This window comes from Sphingobium chungangianum (assembly GCF_977014255.1).
The window spans coordinates 1,213,406-1,230,383 of record NZ_CDRNIV010000006.1; the positions used below are offsets into that span (position 1 = coordinate 1,213,406).

General features: G+C 62.6%; 12 protein-coding genes and 2 pseudogenes. 5 read left to right on the forward strand and 9 right to left on the reverse strand.

Translation table 11 applies throughout. The features are described 5' to 3' along the window. Positions 1–51: 51 nt before the first annotated feature. Positions 52–828 carry an NAD kinase gene (locus ACWNC0_RS13105; protein WP_449472121.1) on the reverse strand — a complete coding sequence of 259 codons (777 nt, stop codon included), beginning with the start codon at positions 826–828 and terminating at the stop codon, positions 52–54. Further along, positions 825–1,808, reverse strand: coding sequence for a GTP 3',8-cyclase MoaA (moaA, locus tag ACWNC0_RS13110; RefSeq protein WP_449472122.1), 984 nt, complete (start codon positions 1,806–1,808; stop codon positions 825–827). The genes ACWNC0_RS13105 and moaA overlap by 4 nt, the downstream gene beginning before the upstream one ends. Before the next feature lie 151 nt (positions 1,809–1,959). Here moaA and ACWNC0_RS13115 point away from each other — a divergent pair, with 151 nt between their 5' ends. Further along, positions 1,960–3,978 carry a putative bifunctional diguanylate cyclase/phosphodiesterase gene (locus ACWNC0_RS13115; protein ID WP_449472123.1) on the forward strand — a complete coding sequence of 673 codons (2,019 nt, stop codon included), beginning with the start codon at positions 1,960–1,962 and terminating at the stop codon, positions 3,976–3,978. 6 nt (positions 3,979–3,984) lie between these two features. Here ACWNC0_RS13115 and ACWNC0_RS13120 read toward each other — a convergent pair whose 3' ends face one another. The 4 genes from ACWNC0_RS13120 to ACWNC0_RS13135 form a co-directional block, all read right to left on the reverse strand. Beyond that, positions 3,985–4,728, reverse strand: a complete 744-nt coding sequence (locus ACWNC0_RS13120; RefSeq protein ID WP_449472125.1) for a TorF family putative porin — start codon at positions 4,726–4,728, stop codon at positions 3,985–3,987. Continuing rightward, entirely contained in the window at positions 4,700–5,110 is a 411-nt protein-coding gene (locus tag ACWNC0_RS13125; RefSeq protein WP_449472127.1) for a hypothetical protein, read from the reverse strand. Before ACWNC0_RS13125 ends, ACWNC0_RS13120 begins: the two co-directional genes overlap by 29 nt. A gap of 126 nt (positions 5,111–5,236) precedes the next feature. Next, the gene (gene mfd / locus ACWNC0_RS13130; protein WP_449472128.1) at positions 5,237–8,698 is read right to left on the reverse strand and encodes a transcription-repair coupling factor; all 3,462 of its coding nucleotides are present in this window, start codon (positions 8,696–8,698) and stop codon (positions 5,237–5,239) included. Positions 8,699–8,845: 147 nt separating this feature from the next. Further along, positions 8,846–9,115, reverse strand: a complete 270-nt coding sequence (locus ACWNC0_RS13135; RefSeq protein WP_449472130.1) for an FAD assembly factor SdhE — start codon at positions 9,113–9,115, stop codon at positions 8,846–8,848. Positions 9,116–9,200: 85 nt separating this feature from the next. Between ACWNC0_RS13135 and recG the strand changes: the two genes are divergently transcribed. Together recG and ACWNC0_RS13145 are read left to right on the forward strand one after the other, a co-directional pair. Next, positions 9,201–11,264 (forward strand): ATP-dependent DNA helicase RecG, encoded by a 2,064-nt coding sequence (recG, locus tag ACWNC0_RS13140; RefSeq protein WP_449472132.1) that lies wholly within the window; start codon positions 9,201–9,203, stop codon positions 11,262–11,264. Further along, positions 11,251–11,451, forward strand: a pseudogene (locus tag ACWNC0_RS13145) (mechanosensitive ion channel family protein); the annotation flags it as partial. The gene recG and the pseudogene ACWNC0_RS13145, both read left to right, overlap by 14 nt. Here ACWNC0_RS13145 and ACWNC0_RS13150 read toward each other — a convergent pair. Together ACWNC0_RS13150 and tyrS are read right to left on the reverse strand one after the other, a co-directional pair. Beyond that, entirely contained in the window at positions 11,423–11,776 is a 354-nt protein-coding gene (locus ACWNC0_RS13150) for a PilZ domain-containing protein (RefSeq protein ID WP_449472133.1), read from the reverse strand. The pseudogene ACWNC0_RS13145 and the gene ACWNC0_RS13150 sit on opposite strands and share 29 nt — an antisense overlap. Before the next feature lie 75 nt (positions 11,777–11,851). Next, a pseudogene (gene tyrS, locus ACWNC0_RS13155) lies at positions 11,852–13,068 on the reverse strand (tyrosine--tRNA ligase). A 130-nt stretch (positions 13,069–13,198) separates the two neighbouring features. On the opposite strand from tyrS, the gene ACWNC0_RS13160 reads away from it, so the two are divergent. Further along, positions 13,199–14,287 carry an anhydro-N-acetylmuramic acid kinase gene (locus tag ACWNC0_RS13160; RefSeq protein ID WP_449474615.1) on the forward strand — a complete coding sequence of 363 codons (1,089 nt, stop codon included), beginning with the start codon at positions 13,199–13,201 and terminating at the stop codon, positions 14,285–14,287. Between the two features lie 6 nt (positions 14,288–14,293). Here the strand turns inward: ACWNC0_RS13160 and ACWNC0_RS13165 are convergent, their stop codons facing one another. Then, positions 14,294–15,469: a vWA domain-containing protein gene (locus tag ACWNC0_RS13165; RefSeq protein WP_449472135.1), complete on the reverse strand. Its 1,176-nt coding sequence runs from the start codon at positions 15,467–15,469 to the stop codon at positions 14,294–14,296. A gap of 128 nt (positions 15,470–15,597) precedes the next feature. On the opposite strand from ACWNC0_RS13165, the gene ACWNC0_RS13170 reads away from it, so the two are divergent. Continuing rightward, positions 15,598–16,977 (forward strand): methyl-accepting chemotaxis protein, encoded by a 1,380-nt coding sequence (locus ACWNC0_RS13170; protein ID WP_449472136.1) that lies wholly within the window; start codon positions 15,598–15,600, stop codon positions 16,975–16,977. Position 16,978 lies beyond the last annotated feature (1 nt).

The following is a 16,978-nucleotide window of genomic DNA, read 5'->3' on the forward strand; positions in this document are numbered from 1 at the left end:
GCCTATAGCAGCGAGATTCTTCGGATGGCAAGGACAGAATTGCGAATTTTTTCAGGCGATGAATTGTTCCGCTGCGATCCGGTCATCCAACGTATGTTCGGGGTCGAAAAGGAGGGTGAGAGGCGTCCCTCGATCGATCTGCACCTCGACCTCGGCGACGTCACGGACTTCGCGCTGATCCGCGACCGCGCTAACGGGGCGCTTCACCGGATCAAGCACGGTGAAACGGATCGCCGTGCTTTCAGGCAGGATCGCCCCACGCCAGCGGCGGGGACGAAAGGGGCTGATCGGCGTCAACGCGACCAGGCCCGAACCCAGCGGCAGGATAGGACCATGCGCGGACAGATTATAGGCCGTAGAGCCAGCAGGCGTTGCGACCAGCACGCCGTCGCATACCAGTTCAGTAAGCGCCGTTCGGCCGTTCACATGGACTTCCAGCTTCGCTGTCTGGCGCGTCTCGCGCAGCAGCGACACTTCGTTGATGGCGGGAATCGAAAAGCGTTCGCCATCGACGGTATCGACCGTCATGCGCAGCGGATTGACCTTGAAAAGCTTGGCTGCCTCGATCCGCTGCTCCAGCCGTTCCAGCCGCCACTCGTTCATCAGGAAGCCGACGGTGCCAAGGTTCATTCCGAACACAGGCATGATCCGGCGGCTCTCCAGCATGGAATGCAGCGTTTGCAGCATGAATCCGTCGCCACCCAGCGCGATGATCATGTTCGCCTGCTCGAAAGGGACGAAGTCATAGGCGGCGCGAAGCCGTTCCTCGGCGGCCTTCGCAGCTTGGGTGGGGGACGCGAGTAGGGCGCGCCGCGGTTCCTCGGTCATCCGCCCGTTACACTCATGTGGCGGCTAACCGCTGCGGTCGGCGCATCGCCGCCGATGCGAAAATCATGCTTGGCTGGCTTCAAACGCAGCGCACGATCGATCAGTGGTTCGACCGCCCCGATGCCACCTTCACGGAAGGCGGTCTTGAGGTCGACATGATCCTCATGTCCCAGGCACATGAATATCTTCCCTTCGCAGGTCATGCGCATACGGTTGCAATCTGCACAGAAATTGTTGGTCAGGGGCGTGATAAGCCCCAATTTCACACGCATTCCGTCAACCGCATGATAGCGCGAAGGCCCGCCCGTGCGATGCTCGATGGGCCGCAATTCACGCTGCTGCCGCAGTTGTTCCACTACTTCCGTCAGCGGCAGATAATGATCAGTGCGATCCTCGCCAGTCTCGCCCAGCGGCATCGTCTCGATCAAAGTCAGGTCGAATCCCTGCTGGTTGCACCAGTGGAGCATCGGCAGGATTTCATCATCATTGATGTCCTTCAGCGCCACCATGTTGATCTTGACCGCGAGACCCGCCGCCTTCGCCGCCGCCAGCCCCTCAAGAACCGGCCGGATGTCCCCATTGCGCGTGACATCGGCGAACCGCTGGGGATCGCGGCTGTCGAGGCTGACATTGATCCGCCGCACGCCCGCGTCGAAAAGCGCCTCCGCATGCTGGGCCAGCCGCGTGCCGTTGCTGGTCAACGTCAGTTCGTCCAGCCCGTCGCCCAAATGGCGTCCAACGCGCCGCACCAGGTCGACAATGTCCCGCCTGACCAGCGGTTCGCCACCAGTCAGCCGGATCTTGCGAACGCCACGAGCGATGAAGAGGTCGGCAAGCAGCGCGATCTCCTCCAGCGTCAGCACCTGATCCTTGGGCAGGAAGGTCATGCGCTCCGCCATGCAATAGCGGCAGCGCAGGTCGCACCGATCCGTGACCGAAATCCGCAAATAGCTGATCCGGCGGCCCAACGCATCGGTCATGGCCGTGCGCCGAAGATCGGGCTTGTTCATGCTCGACTAGCTAGGCCATGGCAAAGTCCGGTGCAAGCACTGCCGGTTGCAGGAGCGTGAACGGGTCGCTAACGCCTGTCTGCTATATGCCCGCCATGCGCTGTACCCCGGGAGTTTTGATGTGAGCGGTGAATCCGCACTGCATGGACAGCGCAGCCTTTTCATTCTGTCGCCCGGTGACAGGGATGGCTTGTCGCGTGCGGCTGGTCTGGCTGGCTGGCGTGCCATCGCGGCCCGGCGCACGAAGGATGCGCCGCAACGGTTCCTGCATAGCGACGCGCAGATCGCCCTTGTCGACATGCGCGATGCGGCGGACGGAGCCAGCGGCCTCATCGATGCCTTTTCCCCGGCCTTAGAGGCGGGCGGTGGAGCGCTCATCGCCCTGATCGACGCGCAGGCGCTGGGATCTGTCACGGCGCTGCTGGAAGCGGGAGCGACCCATTTTCTCGCCGCTCCATTTTCAACCGATCAGTTGCGGGCGACGCTCGCTTCGGCCCAGCGTCTCGTGGACCGTCTCGGCGGCGGCACTGTGCCTAGCCAGCGCGCCCAACGTATTCGCCGTGGCGACGCGCTATTCTGGGAATTGGAGCGGGGAGGGCGATCCCTGCGTCTCAGCGACAATCTTGCCCGGCACCTCAACCTGGATCGCCAGACGATCAGCCCTGCGCAGTTTGCTCGCTGCCTGCCGCGCGCGGAACGGCGGTCGGTTATTGCGGGCCTGCGCGGCATGATGCGATCGGGTCGGCCAGAATCCTTTGCCCATGCCGCGCCGGGGCGACCGGGCGACCGGCTCGTTCATCATCTCCGCTTGATCGACGGCGTCGTGGCTGCCGATGTCGAGTGGTTGTCTGATATGCATGGGGACGATGCGACCGGCCGGGATGACCTGACCGGCCTTCGTTCGCGGCAGGCGGCGCTTGAGTGGCTGGAAAAGCGCTCCGGTCTTGCCACCACCATCCTCCTGCTCTCAATCAGCCAGTTCGACCGCATGAACGCCGCCTATGGTCAGGTGGTCGGCGACGCCCTGCTCGGCCGGATTGCGAGGAGGATCGAGCGGATGGCGGCAGACGCCGCGCCCGGCGCTATCGTGGCCCGCATCGCCGGGACCGAATTTCTCGTCGGCCTCACGGGCGAGGCAGCCGCGAGCGACCGCGCAACCTTCCTGGCGCGCCAACTAATTGGCGTCATCGTCCGGCCCTTTAGCGCAGGCGATCACCTAATCCGCCTGACGGCCCGCTGCGGCATCGCCCAATCGCGAACTGACGATGATGCTACCAGGCTGCTCCGCCGCGCGGGAACCGCTCTCGCGGACGCGCGGGCAGGAGGCGGCGAGGGCATTCGCATCTTCTCGGCCGAAAAGCGCAGCCGTCAGGTCGATGCCGACCAACTTGAGACCGACCTGCGCCTTGCGCTTCACCGGGGAGAAATCGGCATCGTCTTCCAGCCGCAATATCCGGTAGGGGGCGAACACATGACGGGTGTGGAGGCGCTCGCCCGTTGGAACCACCCTCAATATGGCCCCCTCGGCGCGGGCATGCTTTTCGCGACCGCCGAACGATCCGATTATATGCTTCCACTTTCGGCCCACATCCAGGCCGAAGCGCTGCGTCAGGCGGCGGCTTGGCCCCGGACGCTCTCGCATCTTCGTCTGTCGATCAACGTGACCGCCGCCGATATCGCGCAGCCGGGCTTCATGTCGCAGTTCCTCAACCTCGTTGACGAAAGCGGCTTTCCCCGTTCGCGCCTGACGGTTGAGATCACCGAAAGCGGCCTCATCGAAAATATCGCTGCGGCCACCGCGCTCCTCACCGCTCTTCGCGCGGAGGGTCTGGCGGTAGCGGTCGATGATTTCGGCACCGGCTATTCCAGCCTTGCCTATCTGAAAAGCCTCCCCCTCGACTATCTCAAGATCGACAGCGGCCTGGCCCAGGACATTGCGGGCACTGCGCGTGACCGGATCGTGGTGCGGGGCGTCATCCACATGGCCAAGTCCCTCGGCATGAGCGTCATTGCCGAGGGTGTGGAAACGCAGCAGCAACTCGATTTGCTGGCGCGCGAAGGTTGCGACTATTATCAGGGCTTTCTGCGGTCGGCCGGGATATCCTCCGCTGAACTGACCGCGATGGCGCTGAAGGGCTGAGGCAGCCTAAAAGGCGATTCCGGCCCGGCCGATCAGGGTTGCTCCTGAGTGACGCGCCTCGCCATCGATGCTGCTATTTGCATAACGCACGCCCGCAAACCATTGCCGCTTCAGATAATCGATGCTGATCCCGTGGTCCCAATATGTGCCATCAGGCCGCAGGCGGGCTGCATCTTCCATATTGCGGGTCCGGCCGCTCGAACGACCGACATGCGCCGAGACGGTGAACGGCGTGCTGGGGATACCCGCCGATGCCGAAGCCGAGAGGTAAAGATTATCTCCGCCAATCGAGCTTTGTCGTGGTGTATAGCTGGCGTTGACGTCGATATTTGCCGGGCCGATCAGGAATCCTGCACCGGCTCCAACCTCGCCATATCCCTGTCCCGACGCGCCCGGAAACAGGTGATATACCCCTCTCGCAGAAAGCCGCCATGCGCCCATTTGCCGGGCATAGGATGTGCCAAGGTCCACCACGGCATCGGCTCCACGGTGACGGCTGCTGTTCCATAAGGATGTCGCGGCGGCATCGAAGCTCAATCCCTCCGTCGCCTGTATGACGATTGTTCCCCGCACGACCGGGTCGCCATCGCTCCAGCTCAACCCCCGCCTGCGTTCATCGCTTGCCACCTCGGCGGTTGCCGAAAACCGGTCAGCATATTGCGCGAAGGCGGGGGAAGAGGTGGCGGCCAGCATCATTGCCGCCGCCACCGTCAAGCGTGCGTCAGTTTGAGGCAAGATTGCGAACCGCATCCAGCTCGGCCACCAAAGGCGCGCGATCCTTCTCGGCCACCGCGACCAGATGTTCACGGATGGCCGCGTCATGCTCTGCCATATTGCGTTCACCCGATTTGCGGCCGGGGGTACATGCCCCATGCTCGCTGCCGGAAAAACGCTTGTCATGGGAAACCGTGCGGGCCAGCGCCGGACTATGATTGAGTGCGCGGTCCACTATGACCGTCGCGGTCCAATGGCACCGTTGCATATCCATGCGGTTGGGCGTTTTCGCACCGACCGTCTTGGTCGTGAACTCTACGCGAGCCGAATAATTGGCTTGCACCGGCGTTCCGCCATGGTCGATCTGCACGCTGTGCGTGGCGGCAACGGCTGCCATCGCTACGAAGGTCGAAATCATGTCAATCTCCTGCTCGATGCCGGACTTTGCTGTCCAGTCATCGACGCAGCATTTAGATAGCCGATGTTGCTGCTACTTTGCTGACGCACGACAAAGCGGTGCTGAAGGAGGCTGAGACAGGCTGTCTCATGCAGCCGACTTCGCCAAACCCTTTGACAATTGCAGCGCTCCGTTCAACCGCGCCGCCGGGTCTGCCCAGGCGCGATTGACCACGACCTTGCTATCCGGCCGCAACCGCGCCACGCCATTCAGCCGCTGGATATAGGCAACCAGTCCCTCCGGCTTGGGGAAGCGGTCTTCGAAGAAGCTGACCAGCGCGCCCTTCGGTCCTACGTCGATCTTCGAGATATTAGCCGTCACGCAATTCTGCTTGATCTCGATGATCTTGAACAGGTTCTGCGTCGGCGTCGGCAGCTTGCCGAACCGGTCGATGAGTTCCGCGGCAAAAGCCTCCAGCCCCTGCCGATCCTCAACCTCGTTCAGGCGGCGATACAGCCCCATGCGCAGGTCAAGATCGGGCACATAATCCTCCGGTATGAGGATGGGCGCATCGACGCTGATCTGCGGCGAGAAGCTGTCCCGCTTCTCAATCCCGGCGCCGCCTGCCTTGGCCTCAAGGATCGCGTCCTCTAGCATCGACTGGTACAGTTCGAACCCGACCTCCTTGATATGGCCCGACTGTTCGTCGCCCACCAGATTGCCCGCGCCGCGAATGTCGAGGTCGTGGCTCGCCAGCTGGAAGCCGGCGCCCAGCGTGTCCAGATCGGAAAGCACCTTCAGACGCTTTTCTGCGGTTTCGGTGATGACCTTGTTCGCAGGCGTGGTGAAATAGGCATAGGCCCGCGCCTTCGACCGCCCCACGCGCCCGCGAAGCTGGTACAGCTGCGCCAGCCCAAACCGATCCGCGCGATGGATGATCAACGTATTGGCCGAGGGAATATCAAGGCCGCTCTCAACGATCGTCGTCGACAGCAGCACATCATAACGCTTGTCGTAGAAGGCCGACATGCGCTCCTCAACTTCGGTAGCGCTCATCTGGCCATGGGCAACGATGGGCTTCACCTCCGGCACTTCTGTTCGCAGGAACTCTTCCACCTCGGTCAGGTCGGCAATGCGCGGCACGACGAAGAAGCTCTGCCCCCCGCGATAATGCTCGCGCAGCAGCGCCTCGCGGATGACGACCCCGTCCCAGGGCATGATGTACGTCCGCACCGCCAGACGATCGACCGGCGGCGTCTGGATCACGGACAGTTCCCGCAAGCCCGACATCGCCATTTGCAATGTGCGCGGAATTGGTGTCGCGGTCAGCGTCAATACATGAACATCGGTCTTCAGGCTCTTCAACCGCTCCTTGTGCGTCACGCCAAACCGCTGTTCCTCGTCCACAATGACGAGCCCCAGCCGCTTGAACTCCAGCCCCTTTGCCAGCAACGCATGAGTGCCCACCACAATATCGACGGTGCCATCGGCCAGCCCCGCCTTAACGGCCTTGGCCTCCTTGTCCGGCACCAGCCGCGAGAGCCGCCCGATATTCACCGGAAAGCCCCGGAACCGCTCCTCGAAATTCATATGATGCTGCCGGGCGAGCAGGGTGGTCGGGCAGATTACCACCACCTGCATCCCCGCCATCGCCGCCACGAAAGCGGCGCGCAAAGCCACCTCGGTCTTGCCGAAGCCCACATCGCCGCACACCAGCCGGTCCATCGGCCGCCCGGCGCCCAAATCCTCGACCACGTCCATGATCGCGCGGTCCTGATCCTCGGTCTCCTGATAGGGGAAGCGATCGACAAAGGCCGGATAGCCGGCACTGTCCGGCTCGGCCACGGTCGCCGCCCGCAACGCCCGCTCCGCCGCCGTCTTGAGCAACTCACCCGCAATCTCGCGGATGCGCTCCTTCATCTTGGCCTTGCGTCGCTGCCACGCCTCGCCGCCCAGCCTGTCGAGGCTCACGCCCTCGCTGTCGGAGCCATAGCGAGAGAGAACCTCCAGATTCTCCACCGGCACATACAGCTTGTCGCCGCCCGCATATTCCAGCGCCACGCAGTCATGCGCGGCCTTGGCCACCGGTATCTGCGTCAGCCCCTCATAGCGCCCGATCCCATGGTCCATGTGCACCACCAGATCGCCGGGCGAGAGCGTCGCCAGTTCCTGCAAAAAGGCGTCTGAACTTTTCTTCCGCTTGGCCCGCCGCACCAGCCGGTCGCCCAGCATGTCCTGCTCGGTCAGCACGGCCACATCGGGCGCGGCAAAGCCATGGTCCAGCGGCAGCACGGTCAGTACCGTGCTGCCATTCGCCGCGATCCCCAGCGCCTCTTGCCAGCTATCCGCCGCCGCGACCCGTTTCAGCCCATGATCGACCAGCAGCCCCGACAGCCGCTCCCGCGCCCCCCCGGAATAGCTGGCGATGACAACCTTCTTCTTCGCCCGCTGGAGCGAGGCGATATGCTTGCCGACAGCCTCATAGACATTGGCATTCTGCGCCCGCTCCGGCGCGAAATCGCGAGGCCCATCGACGGCGAAATCGATGACGGAGGCGCTTTCCGGTTCATGAAACGGCGTGGTCGCATGCATCGGCCATTCGCGCACGATGCCGTCCCATTCTTGCTGCTCCAGATACAGCGCCTTGGGCTCCAGCGGCCGATAAGCCCCCGGATCGGACGACTTCGCCTGCACCCGATTGGCGTGATAGTCCCGGATCGCCTCGAACCGAGCCTCCGCCGCGCCCGCCACGCCATGATCCAGCACGACCACGGTATCGTCGCCCAGATGCTCGGTCATCGGCACCAGCCGTTCCTCGAACAGCGGCAGCCAATGCTCCATCCCTACCAAGCGCCGCCCGTCGCTCACCGCCTGATAGAGCGGATCGCCGGTCGCCGTGGCCCCGAACGTCTCGCGATAGCGCCCGCGAAACCGCTTGATCGTCTCTTCATCCAGCAAAGCTTCGGACGCGGGGAGGAGGGTGAAGCCTTCGACACTCCCGCTGGTCCGCTGATCGGCGGGATCAAAACGCCGCACCGTCTCGATCTCGTCTCCGAAGAAATCAAGTCGCAGGGGCTGTTCCTCCCCACCGGGAAACAGATCGACTATGCCCCCGCGAATGGCGAACTCGCCCCGGTCATGCACAGTATCGGTGCGGACGTAGCCATTGGCCTGCAACATCTCTGCGAGCAGCGAAATCGCTATCCGCTCCTTGGGCGCGAGCTTCGCCACCAACTGCCGCACGCGGAAAGGCGTCAGCGTCCGCTGCGTCAACGCATTGAGCGTTGTCAGGACAAGCTGCGGCCCCTTGGGCTTCCCCTGCAACGCATAAAGCCCCGCAAGACGCGCCGAAGCCGTCCGCAGCGAAGGACTGGCCCGGTCATAGGGCAGGCAGTCCCAAGCCGGGATTTCGACAATCTCGATCTCCGGCGCAAAATAATGCGCCGTATCTGCCACCGCTCGCATGAGTTGCTCATCCGGCGCGACGAACAAGGCGCGCGAAGGCGCTGCCCGAGCGATGTCCGCGAGCAACCATGGCTGGAATCCCGCCGGAACCCCGGAAAGGGTGATGGGGGAGGAGGCTTTGAGGATTTTCAGAAGGTCGGTCATCTACATCTCAGTCCCCCTCCCGCAAGCGGGAGGGGCTAGGGGTGGGCAATCCAGCAGAGGCGGCGCAGGCCCACCCCGCTGCGACTAGCCGAACCTGCGGCCCGGCAAGTCTCACTGCCCCTCCCGCTTGCGGGAGGGGAGAAGAAGTCACTTCCTCCCAATCTCCACAAAATCCATCTTCACAAACTTGTCCCACATCGGCCCGTGCCATTGCTCCGGCAGGGGCAGAACGCCCATAGCCCAAGCCATGATGTCGGCATCCTGTTCCTCGATAAACCGCTCGAACCAGTCGATCTCCTCCGCGCCCCACTCGGCATGGTAGCGATCGAAAAATCCACCCACCGCTAGGTCCGCTTCCTTGATGCCGCGATGCCAGGCACGGAATTGCAGGCGGCGGATGCGGGGATCTTCGTTCACAATTTGTTCCTTGCGCGGGCATGCCGAATACACCGATCAGATGTTTGCGCATCGTCCCGGCTGGGCTAGATGGCGTCAGATAGCCATGCGACCCGATATCCTCAACCCACTCTTCACCGAAATCGAAGCCCTGAAGGGCGTCGGTCCCGCGCTTGCCAAGCCGCTTGAGCGCCTTGGCCTTGCCCGCGCCGTCGATGTCCTATTCCACCTGCCGGTCAGCTTTGTCGATCGCCGCATGGTGGACGAGTTGATCCTCTCCGACTCAGGCCGTGTCATCGGCATAGAACTCACGCCTACCGACTATCGCGCGTCCGGCAGCGCCCGCGCGCCTTTCCGCGTCATCGCGCAGGACAGGCACGGCAATACGGTCGGGCTGGTCTATTTCGGCCGCAACAGCGCCTGGCCCCGCAAGCTGCTGCCCTTGAACGAACCCAAATTCATCTCCGGCAAGCTGGAGGCCTATGGCGAAAATCTCCAGATCGTCCATCCCGACTATGTCCTGCCGCCGGAGGAAGCCGCCACCATCCCGGCGCGAGAGCCAGTCTACGGCCTTTCCGAAGGCCTCACCAATAACCGCCTGCGCGACCTCGTAGGGCAATCACTGAGCCGCGCCCCAGATCTCCCCGAATGGATCGAACCCAGCCTGCTCGCCCAAAAGGGCTGGCCGACATGGCACGATGCGCTCACCCGCATCCACGCCGACCCCAGCGATGCCAAGGCCCGCGAGCGCCTCGCCTATGATGAAATTTTCGCAGGCCAACTCGCGCTCATGCTGGTCCGCCAATCCTCCCGCAAGCGCCGGGGCATCCCCATCGAGGGGGACGGCCGTCTTCGCGCCATGCTCGAACTCCCCTTTGCCCCGACCGGCGCGCAACGCCGCGCCTTCGGAGAGATTGAAGGCGACATGGCGCAGCCCGTCCCCATGCTCCGCCTCCTGCAAGGCGACGTCGGCTCGGGCAAAACCCTCGTCGCGCTCATGGCCCTCCTCAACACGGTGGAGGCAGGCGCTCAAGGCGCACTCCTTGCCCCGACGGAAATTCTCGCGCGCCAACATTATGAAACGCTGCGCAAGATGGCGTCGGGCCTCCCCGTCACCATCGCCATCCTCACCGGCCGCGAAAAGGGGAGGGTGCGCGAATCCACCCTGATGGGCCTCGCCGATGGCAGCATCGACATCCTCGTTGGCACCCACGCCATCTTTCAGGAAGCCGTCCGTTACAAAAACCTCGCCCTTGCGGTGATCGATGAGCAGCACCGCTTCGGCGTCGCCCAGCGCATGATGCTTGCCGCCAAGGCCGAGCGCACGCCGCACCTGTTGGTTATGACTGCCACCCCGATCCCCCGCACGCTGACGCTCACCTATTACGGCGAGATGGATGTCTCCCGTTTGGACGAAATGCCGCCCGGCCGCCAGCCGATCCAGACCGTGGTCATGTCCGCGAACCGTCTCGATGAAGTGGTCGAAGCACTCGCCCGCCACATCGAAACCGGCGGCCAAGCCTATTGGGTCTGCCCCTTGGTCGAGGAAAGCGAAACTAGCGATCAGGCCGCCGCCGAAGCCCGCGCCGAAATGCTGAAAATGCGCTTTGGCGATCTCGTCGGCCTTGTCCACGGCCGCATGAAAGGCCCGGAAAAGGACGCCGCGATGGAGGCTTTTTCCACCGCCCGCACAAAAATCCTCGTCGCCACCACCGTCATCGAAGTCGGCGTCGATGTCCCCAATTCCAATCTCATCATCATCGAAGGCGCCGACCGCTTCGGCCTCGCGCAGCTCCACCAGCTGCGCGGCCGGGTAGGGCGCGGCCAGAACCACAGCGTCTGCATCCTGCTGCGAGGCGGAGCCTTGAGCGAAACCAGCCGTGCTCGGCTAGCGCTCATGCGCGAAACCAATGACGGCTTTCGCATCGCCGAAGAGGACCTCCGCCTCCGTGGCGCAGGCGAAATCCTCGGCACGCGCCAGTCGGGCGAAGCGCAGTTGAAGGTCGCCACCCCCGAACATCTGTCCGCCCTGCTCGACAGCGCACGCGACGACGCTCATCTCCTGATTGACCGGGACGGTGGACTGAACGAAGCGCGCGGCCAGGCAGCCAGAACCTGCCTTTACCTGTTCGAACGAGATGCCGCGGTGGGATTGCTCCGAAGCGGCTAATTCGCGCGGCCTGCTCAGCGCGCGCAACGCCGGTATCGCCTTGGACCTGCGCTGCGAGGTACGCGAGGCAATGATGTACTTCCTGCGCACCGAAATGCCGGAGGCGCTAGTCCGGTCACGTCAACGGATCGAAGCCGCTCAGGGCTTAGAACAGCTCCTTACCAGGCGGTCTGCCGTGGCGGGATAAGCGACAGCATGGCCTCATAAACTTGCGGATCAATGGGCTGGCAAAACTCCACCCCGACCCGGCCATCCTCTGACCATCGAACGTCGGCCTGAACGTCCTTGACGACGGGCAGCCATATGGCGACCCGTTCCCCAATCGTGATCTCCGCATCGGTGCGGCACATCAAGCCGAGTTCAGAGATGTTGATGACCCGGACGCCATGGGTTCGGCCTCGGGCAGAGATATGGCTGACCATATCCACCAGCACGCGGGGCGTGCGGCGCTGATTGATGGAAGGGTCCCGTGAGCGGGCGACCTGGGCGAGGCTTGCGAGCACCGAAGACATGATCGGAGCTTAAGGTGAGGAAGGTGGCGCCTTCCTTACCAGCTTTACTTAATCCGCCTTTAACTCTCTAAAGTTTCAAGCAGTTACCAGCCCATGTTTCTTAGCGCCGAAACTCACCTTGTCGCCGGGCTTCAGTGACAGCATGGGGTCGCTCACGACCTCGCCATTGACGCGAATGGCGCCTTCGGCCAGCTTGCGCCGAACCTCTTTGTTGGAAGCGGCAAAGCCAAGTGCTGAGGTGCCCTGAACTATGGTCAGCCCTTCGGCCCCCACACTGATCGTCGGCAGATTGGCGTCCGAAGCGCCCTCTTCAAAGGTCTTGCGCGACGTTTCTGCGGCGGCAAGCGCGGCATCGGTTCCCCGGCACAGCGCCGTCGCCTCATTGGCCAGAACCTTCTTCGCCTCATTGATCTCCGCGCCCTGAAGCGCAGCCAGCCGTGCGACCTCGTCCATCGGCAGGTCGGTGAACAGCCGCAGCCGGTTGGCGACGTCCGCGTCTGCCGTGTTCCGCCAGAACTGCCAATAATCATAGGTGGAAAGCTGGTCTTCGTTCAGCCAGACCGCACCACCCACCGTCTTGCCCATCTTCGTGCCATCGGCATTGGTGAGTAGCGGCGTGGTCAGCCCGAACACCTGCGTCCCATCCACCCGGCGCGCCAGTTCGACGCCGTTGACAATATTCCCCACTGATCCGATCCGCCCATCTGCAACCGGCAGTCCGACCGCCGCGACAGCTCCAGAAAGTCATAGGCCTGAAGGATCATATAGTTGAATTCGAGGAAGGACAGCGACTGCTCACGATCCAGCCGCAGCTTCACCGAATCGAAACTCAACATGCGGTTGATCGAGAAATGCTGACCGATCTCGCGCAGGAACGGGATATATTCCAGCCGGTCGAGCCATTCGGCATTGTCGAGCATGATCGCGTCGGTCGGCCCGTCGCCGAAGGTCAGGAACCGTTCGAACACGCGCTTGATGCTGGCGACATTCTCCGCGATCGTATCGGTGGTAAGCAGCTTGCGCGCTTCGTCCTTGAAGCTCGGATCGCCGATCTTCCCCGTGCCGCCGCCCATCAGGACGATCGGCTTATGCCCCGCCTTCTGCAACTGCCGCAGCATCATGATCGAAACGAGGTGCCCGACATGCAAAGACGGAGCCGTCGGATCAAAGCCGATATAGCCCGGCACGATCTGCTTGGCGGCAAGGCCGTCGAGCCCCTCCGCATCGGTCAGTTGATGGATGTAGCCACGTGCCTCCAGGAGGCGGAGCAGATCGGACGAGTAGCTGGTCATAATGCGGCGCCCTCTAGCATCACGACACAACAACGTCACTCCCCGTCATCCTGAACTTGTGTCTCGATCCATTCCGCTACACAGAATAGAGGAGAGCAAAAGGATCGAAGCGGTGACACACAGCCAACCCATGCTGGCGATCGGCCTCATGTCGGGCACTTCGCGCGACGGCATTGACGCCGCGCTCATCGAAACCGACGGAGAGGGCTTCAGCAATCCCGTCACCTTCCATGCCATGCCCTATCGGGAGGGCTTTCGCATTCGCCTGGCCGAAGCGTGCCAGCGCGCCATGGCGATGGACAAGCCGGACTTTGAGCCTCTCATTCAGTCCGTGGAAGCCGAACTTACCGAGCTTCATGTCGAGGCCGTCACCGATCTCCTCGCGCGCAGCGGGCATATAGCGCAGGATATCGCCGTTATCGGTTTCCACGGTCACACGGTTGCGCATCGGCCGGAATGGCGCTGGACATGGCAGATCGGCGATGGTGTCGCATTGGCGGGGGCGTTCGGAATTCCCGTGGTCGGCGACCTGCGCAGCGCGGATGTTGCCGCAGGGGGACAGGGGGCGCCGCTAATGCCTATCTATCACCGGGCCTTGGCGAACGATTTGCGTAAGCCGACCGCCATATTGAACCTGGGCGGCGTGGCCAACATCACCGCCATCGGAAATGACGGCGAACTCCTCGCCTTCGACACCGGCATGGCGAGCGGTCTGATCGACAATTGGATGCAGACGCATAGCGATCGGCCGTTCGACGAAAATGGCGCCACTGCTGCTCGCGGCCAAATCGATGAAGCGCGGCTCGACAGTTTGATGGCAGACCCCTGGTTCGACACGCTGCCTCCCAAGAGCATCGACCGTGAAGCCTTCACCCTCGATGCGATGCATGGCTTGTCGCTTGAGGATGGTGCAGCGACGTTGACAGCGTTCACCGCCAGGGCGGTTGCCCGCGCGCTTGACCATCTCCCGTCCCGCCCTTCCGCCATCTATGTCGGTGGAGGTGGCCGCCACAACGCGACCCTGATGGGGATGCTGGCCGCTTTCACCAGCGCAGAGGTACGCCCGGTCGATGATCTCGGCTGGGACGGAGATGCCCTTGAGGCGCAGGGCTTCGCCTATATGGCGGTGCGCCACCTCAAATGCTTGCCGATCAGCTTTCCCGGCACCACCGGCGTTCCTGCCCCAATGACGGGCGGCGTCCTGTTCGATCCTGCCTGACGCAGCTTACCGTTTACGCGTCAGTTCCCGCATCCCGTCATCGATGCCCTCAAGCGTCAGCGGATACATGCGCTGGCTCATGATCTCCCGGATCATCCGCGTCGATTGGCTATAGTCCCAATGGTCGCGCGGGGTCGGGTTCAGCCACACGGCAGCCGGATAGGTATGCAGCAACCGGCTCATCCACACCGCGCCGGGTTCCTCGTTCATATGTTCGACGGAACCGCCGGGATAGCTGATCTCATAAGGGCTCATCGCCGCATCGCCAACGAAGATGACCTTATAGTCATGCCCATATTTATGCAGGATATCCCAGGTCGGAATACGCTCTGAAAAGCGGCGCCGATTGTCCTTCCACACGCCTTCATAAAGGCAGTTGTGGAAATAGAAGAACTCCATGTTCTTGAACTCGGTCGTCGCGGCGGAAAACAGTTCCTCGCAAAGCCGGATGAACGGGTCCATTGATCCGCCAACGTCCAGGAATAGCAGCAGCTTGACTGCATTGTGCCGCTCGGGCCGCATCCGTATGTCGAGCCAACCTTGCCGAGCTGTGCCCCGGATAGTCCCTTCCAGGTCCAGCTCATCCGCTGCCCCCTCGCGCGCAAAGCGCCGCAGCCGCCGCAACGCGACCTTGATGTTGCGCGTGCCCAGTTCCTTGCTGCTGTCGAGGTTCTGGAACTCGCGTTTTTCCCAGACCTTGATCGCGCGTTTGTGCCTGCTCTCGCCCCCAATCCGCACGCCTTCGGGATTATAACCGCCATTGCCGAAGGGCGAAGTCCCGCCCGTGCCGATCCACTTGTTCCCGCCTTGATGGCGCCCCTTCTGCTCCTCCAGACGCTTCTTCAGCGTCTCCATGATCTCGTCCCAGCTGCCTAGAGACTTGATCTTCTCCATCTCCTCGGCGCTCAGATATTTCTCCGCGACGAGGCGCAGCCACTCCTCGGGAATTTCGGCCTCGACCCCGCTCGCATCCAGCACGCCCTTGAAGACCTTGGCGAAGACCTGATCGAACCGATCTATCAGCCCTTCATCCTTCACATAGGTCGCCCGCGCGAGATAATAGAATTCCTCGGGCCGTTGACCGATCACATCGCGGTCCAGCGCCTCCAACAGAAGCAGATGCTCCTTGATGCCAGCGGGAATGCCAGCAGCCCTAAGCGCGTCGAGAAAGTTCAGCATCATAATGACGGCCTTGTCTGACAGCCCCGCCATGGATGCAAGGGGCCGCACATGGTTGATCAAATGTTAAGTGTTGCATCGCATCGTTAAAAAGGCACTATTCACAAGCGGGCGGTTTGGGGTGGCACTCCTTGGAAAATGAGCATTTATTGACGGATCTGGGTGAGCGTTCCGGCGACGTTGCGCTGCAATGCAGCGAGACGGCGGGTTTCCTCGGGGAACTTACTCGGCGCATCCAATCCGACTCGCTCCGCCTCTCACAGTTGCAAACCAATATGGAGGCGCTGGCCGTCAGCCAGAATGAAAGCGTGGTGGCGGCTCAGGAACTCAGCCTCACGTCCCGGCGCGCTGCCCGCATCATTGCCGAAGGGCATGAAGCGATTACCCAGTCTCTCGCCCAGGTTGCAGGGCTGGTCGACCATGTCACGGGGCTGGAGGGAAGGCTTCGTCAGTTTCTCGGGGTCATCGAAGCCGTCGGCGGCATATCCGATCAACTCGGCGCGATCGCACGTCAAACGCGGCTACTGGGCGTCAACGCCGCAATCGAAGCGGCGCGCGGTGGGGAGGCGACGCAGGGCTTTGCCGTCGTGGCCGACGAAATCCGCCGCCTCGCCGGGCAAGCGGGCGAGTTTGCTGCATCAGTCGGTGACAAGCTCGGCCAGCTCGACCGCGACGCGCGCCATCTGATCAGCGGCGTGGAGGCCAATATCGGCCGCGGCCGGGACGTCAGCGCCCATATCGACACGTTGAGCGTCACCATGGCGGAAATCGCCTCGCTCGTGACGCAATTTGGCGAGCGTTCCCACGCCATCGTCACCTGCACCGATGAAGCCGATGCCGACGTAGGCGCGCTACGTGCTGGCCTCACGAACTTCAGCGACTCCGCTGCCGAAAGCACCCAGCGCGTCGAAATGGCCAAGGCCCAGCTTGAGCAGCTTGAGGGCATGGCAAACGACATGCTCAACACCGCCGCTCATGGCGGGCATCAGACGCGCAACAGTCGCTACATTGCCTATGCCGAAGATGGCGCGGCCGAAGTGTCGCGCCTGATCAATGACGCCCTGGCAGAGGGTGAACTGACGCCATCGGCGCTATTCGACAGCAATTACCGTCTGATCCAAGGCTCCCACCCGCCACAATATGAAAATGGCTTCATGGTCTTTGCCGACCGCGTGATCCGCCCGATTCTGGACCGCCAGACGGGGCAGGATAATGCCATCGTCGGTTGCTGCCTGATCGATATGAACGGCTATCTGCCAACGCACATCACGTCGCGAAGCCAGCCTCAGCGGCCGGGCATGCCGGAATGGAACATGGAATATGCCCGTAACCGGCAGATTTTCATGGACAGCCAGACGCGCCGCGCGCTCGATGGTGACGGCGACTTTTTCCTCTTCACCTATCGTCAGGACCTTGGCGAAGGCCGCTATCGCGCGCTTCGCAGCGTGTTCGTTCCACTGATCTTCGAAGGCCGCCGCTGGGGCCTGTATGAGGTCGGCTACCTCATCTGAT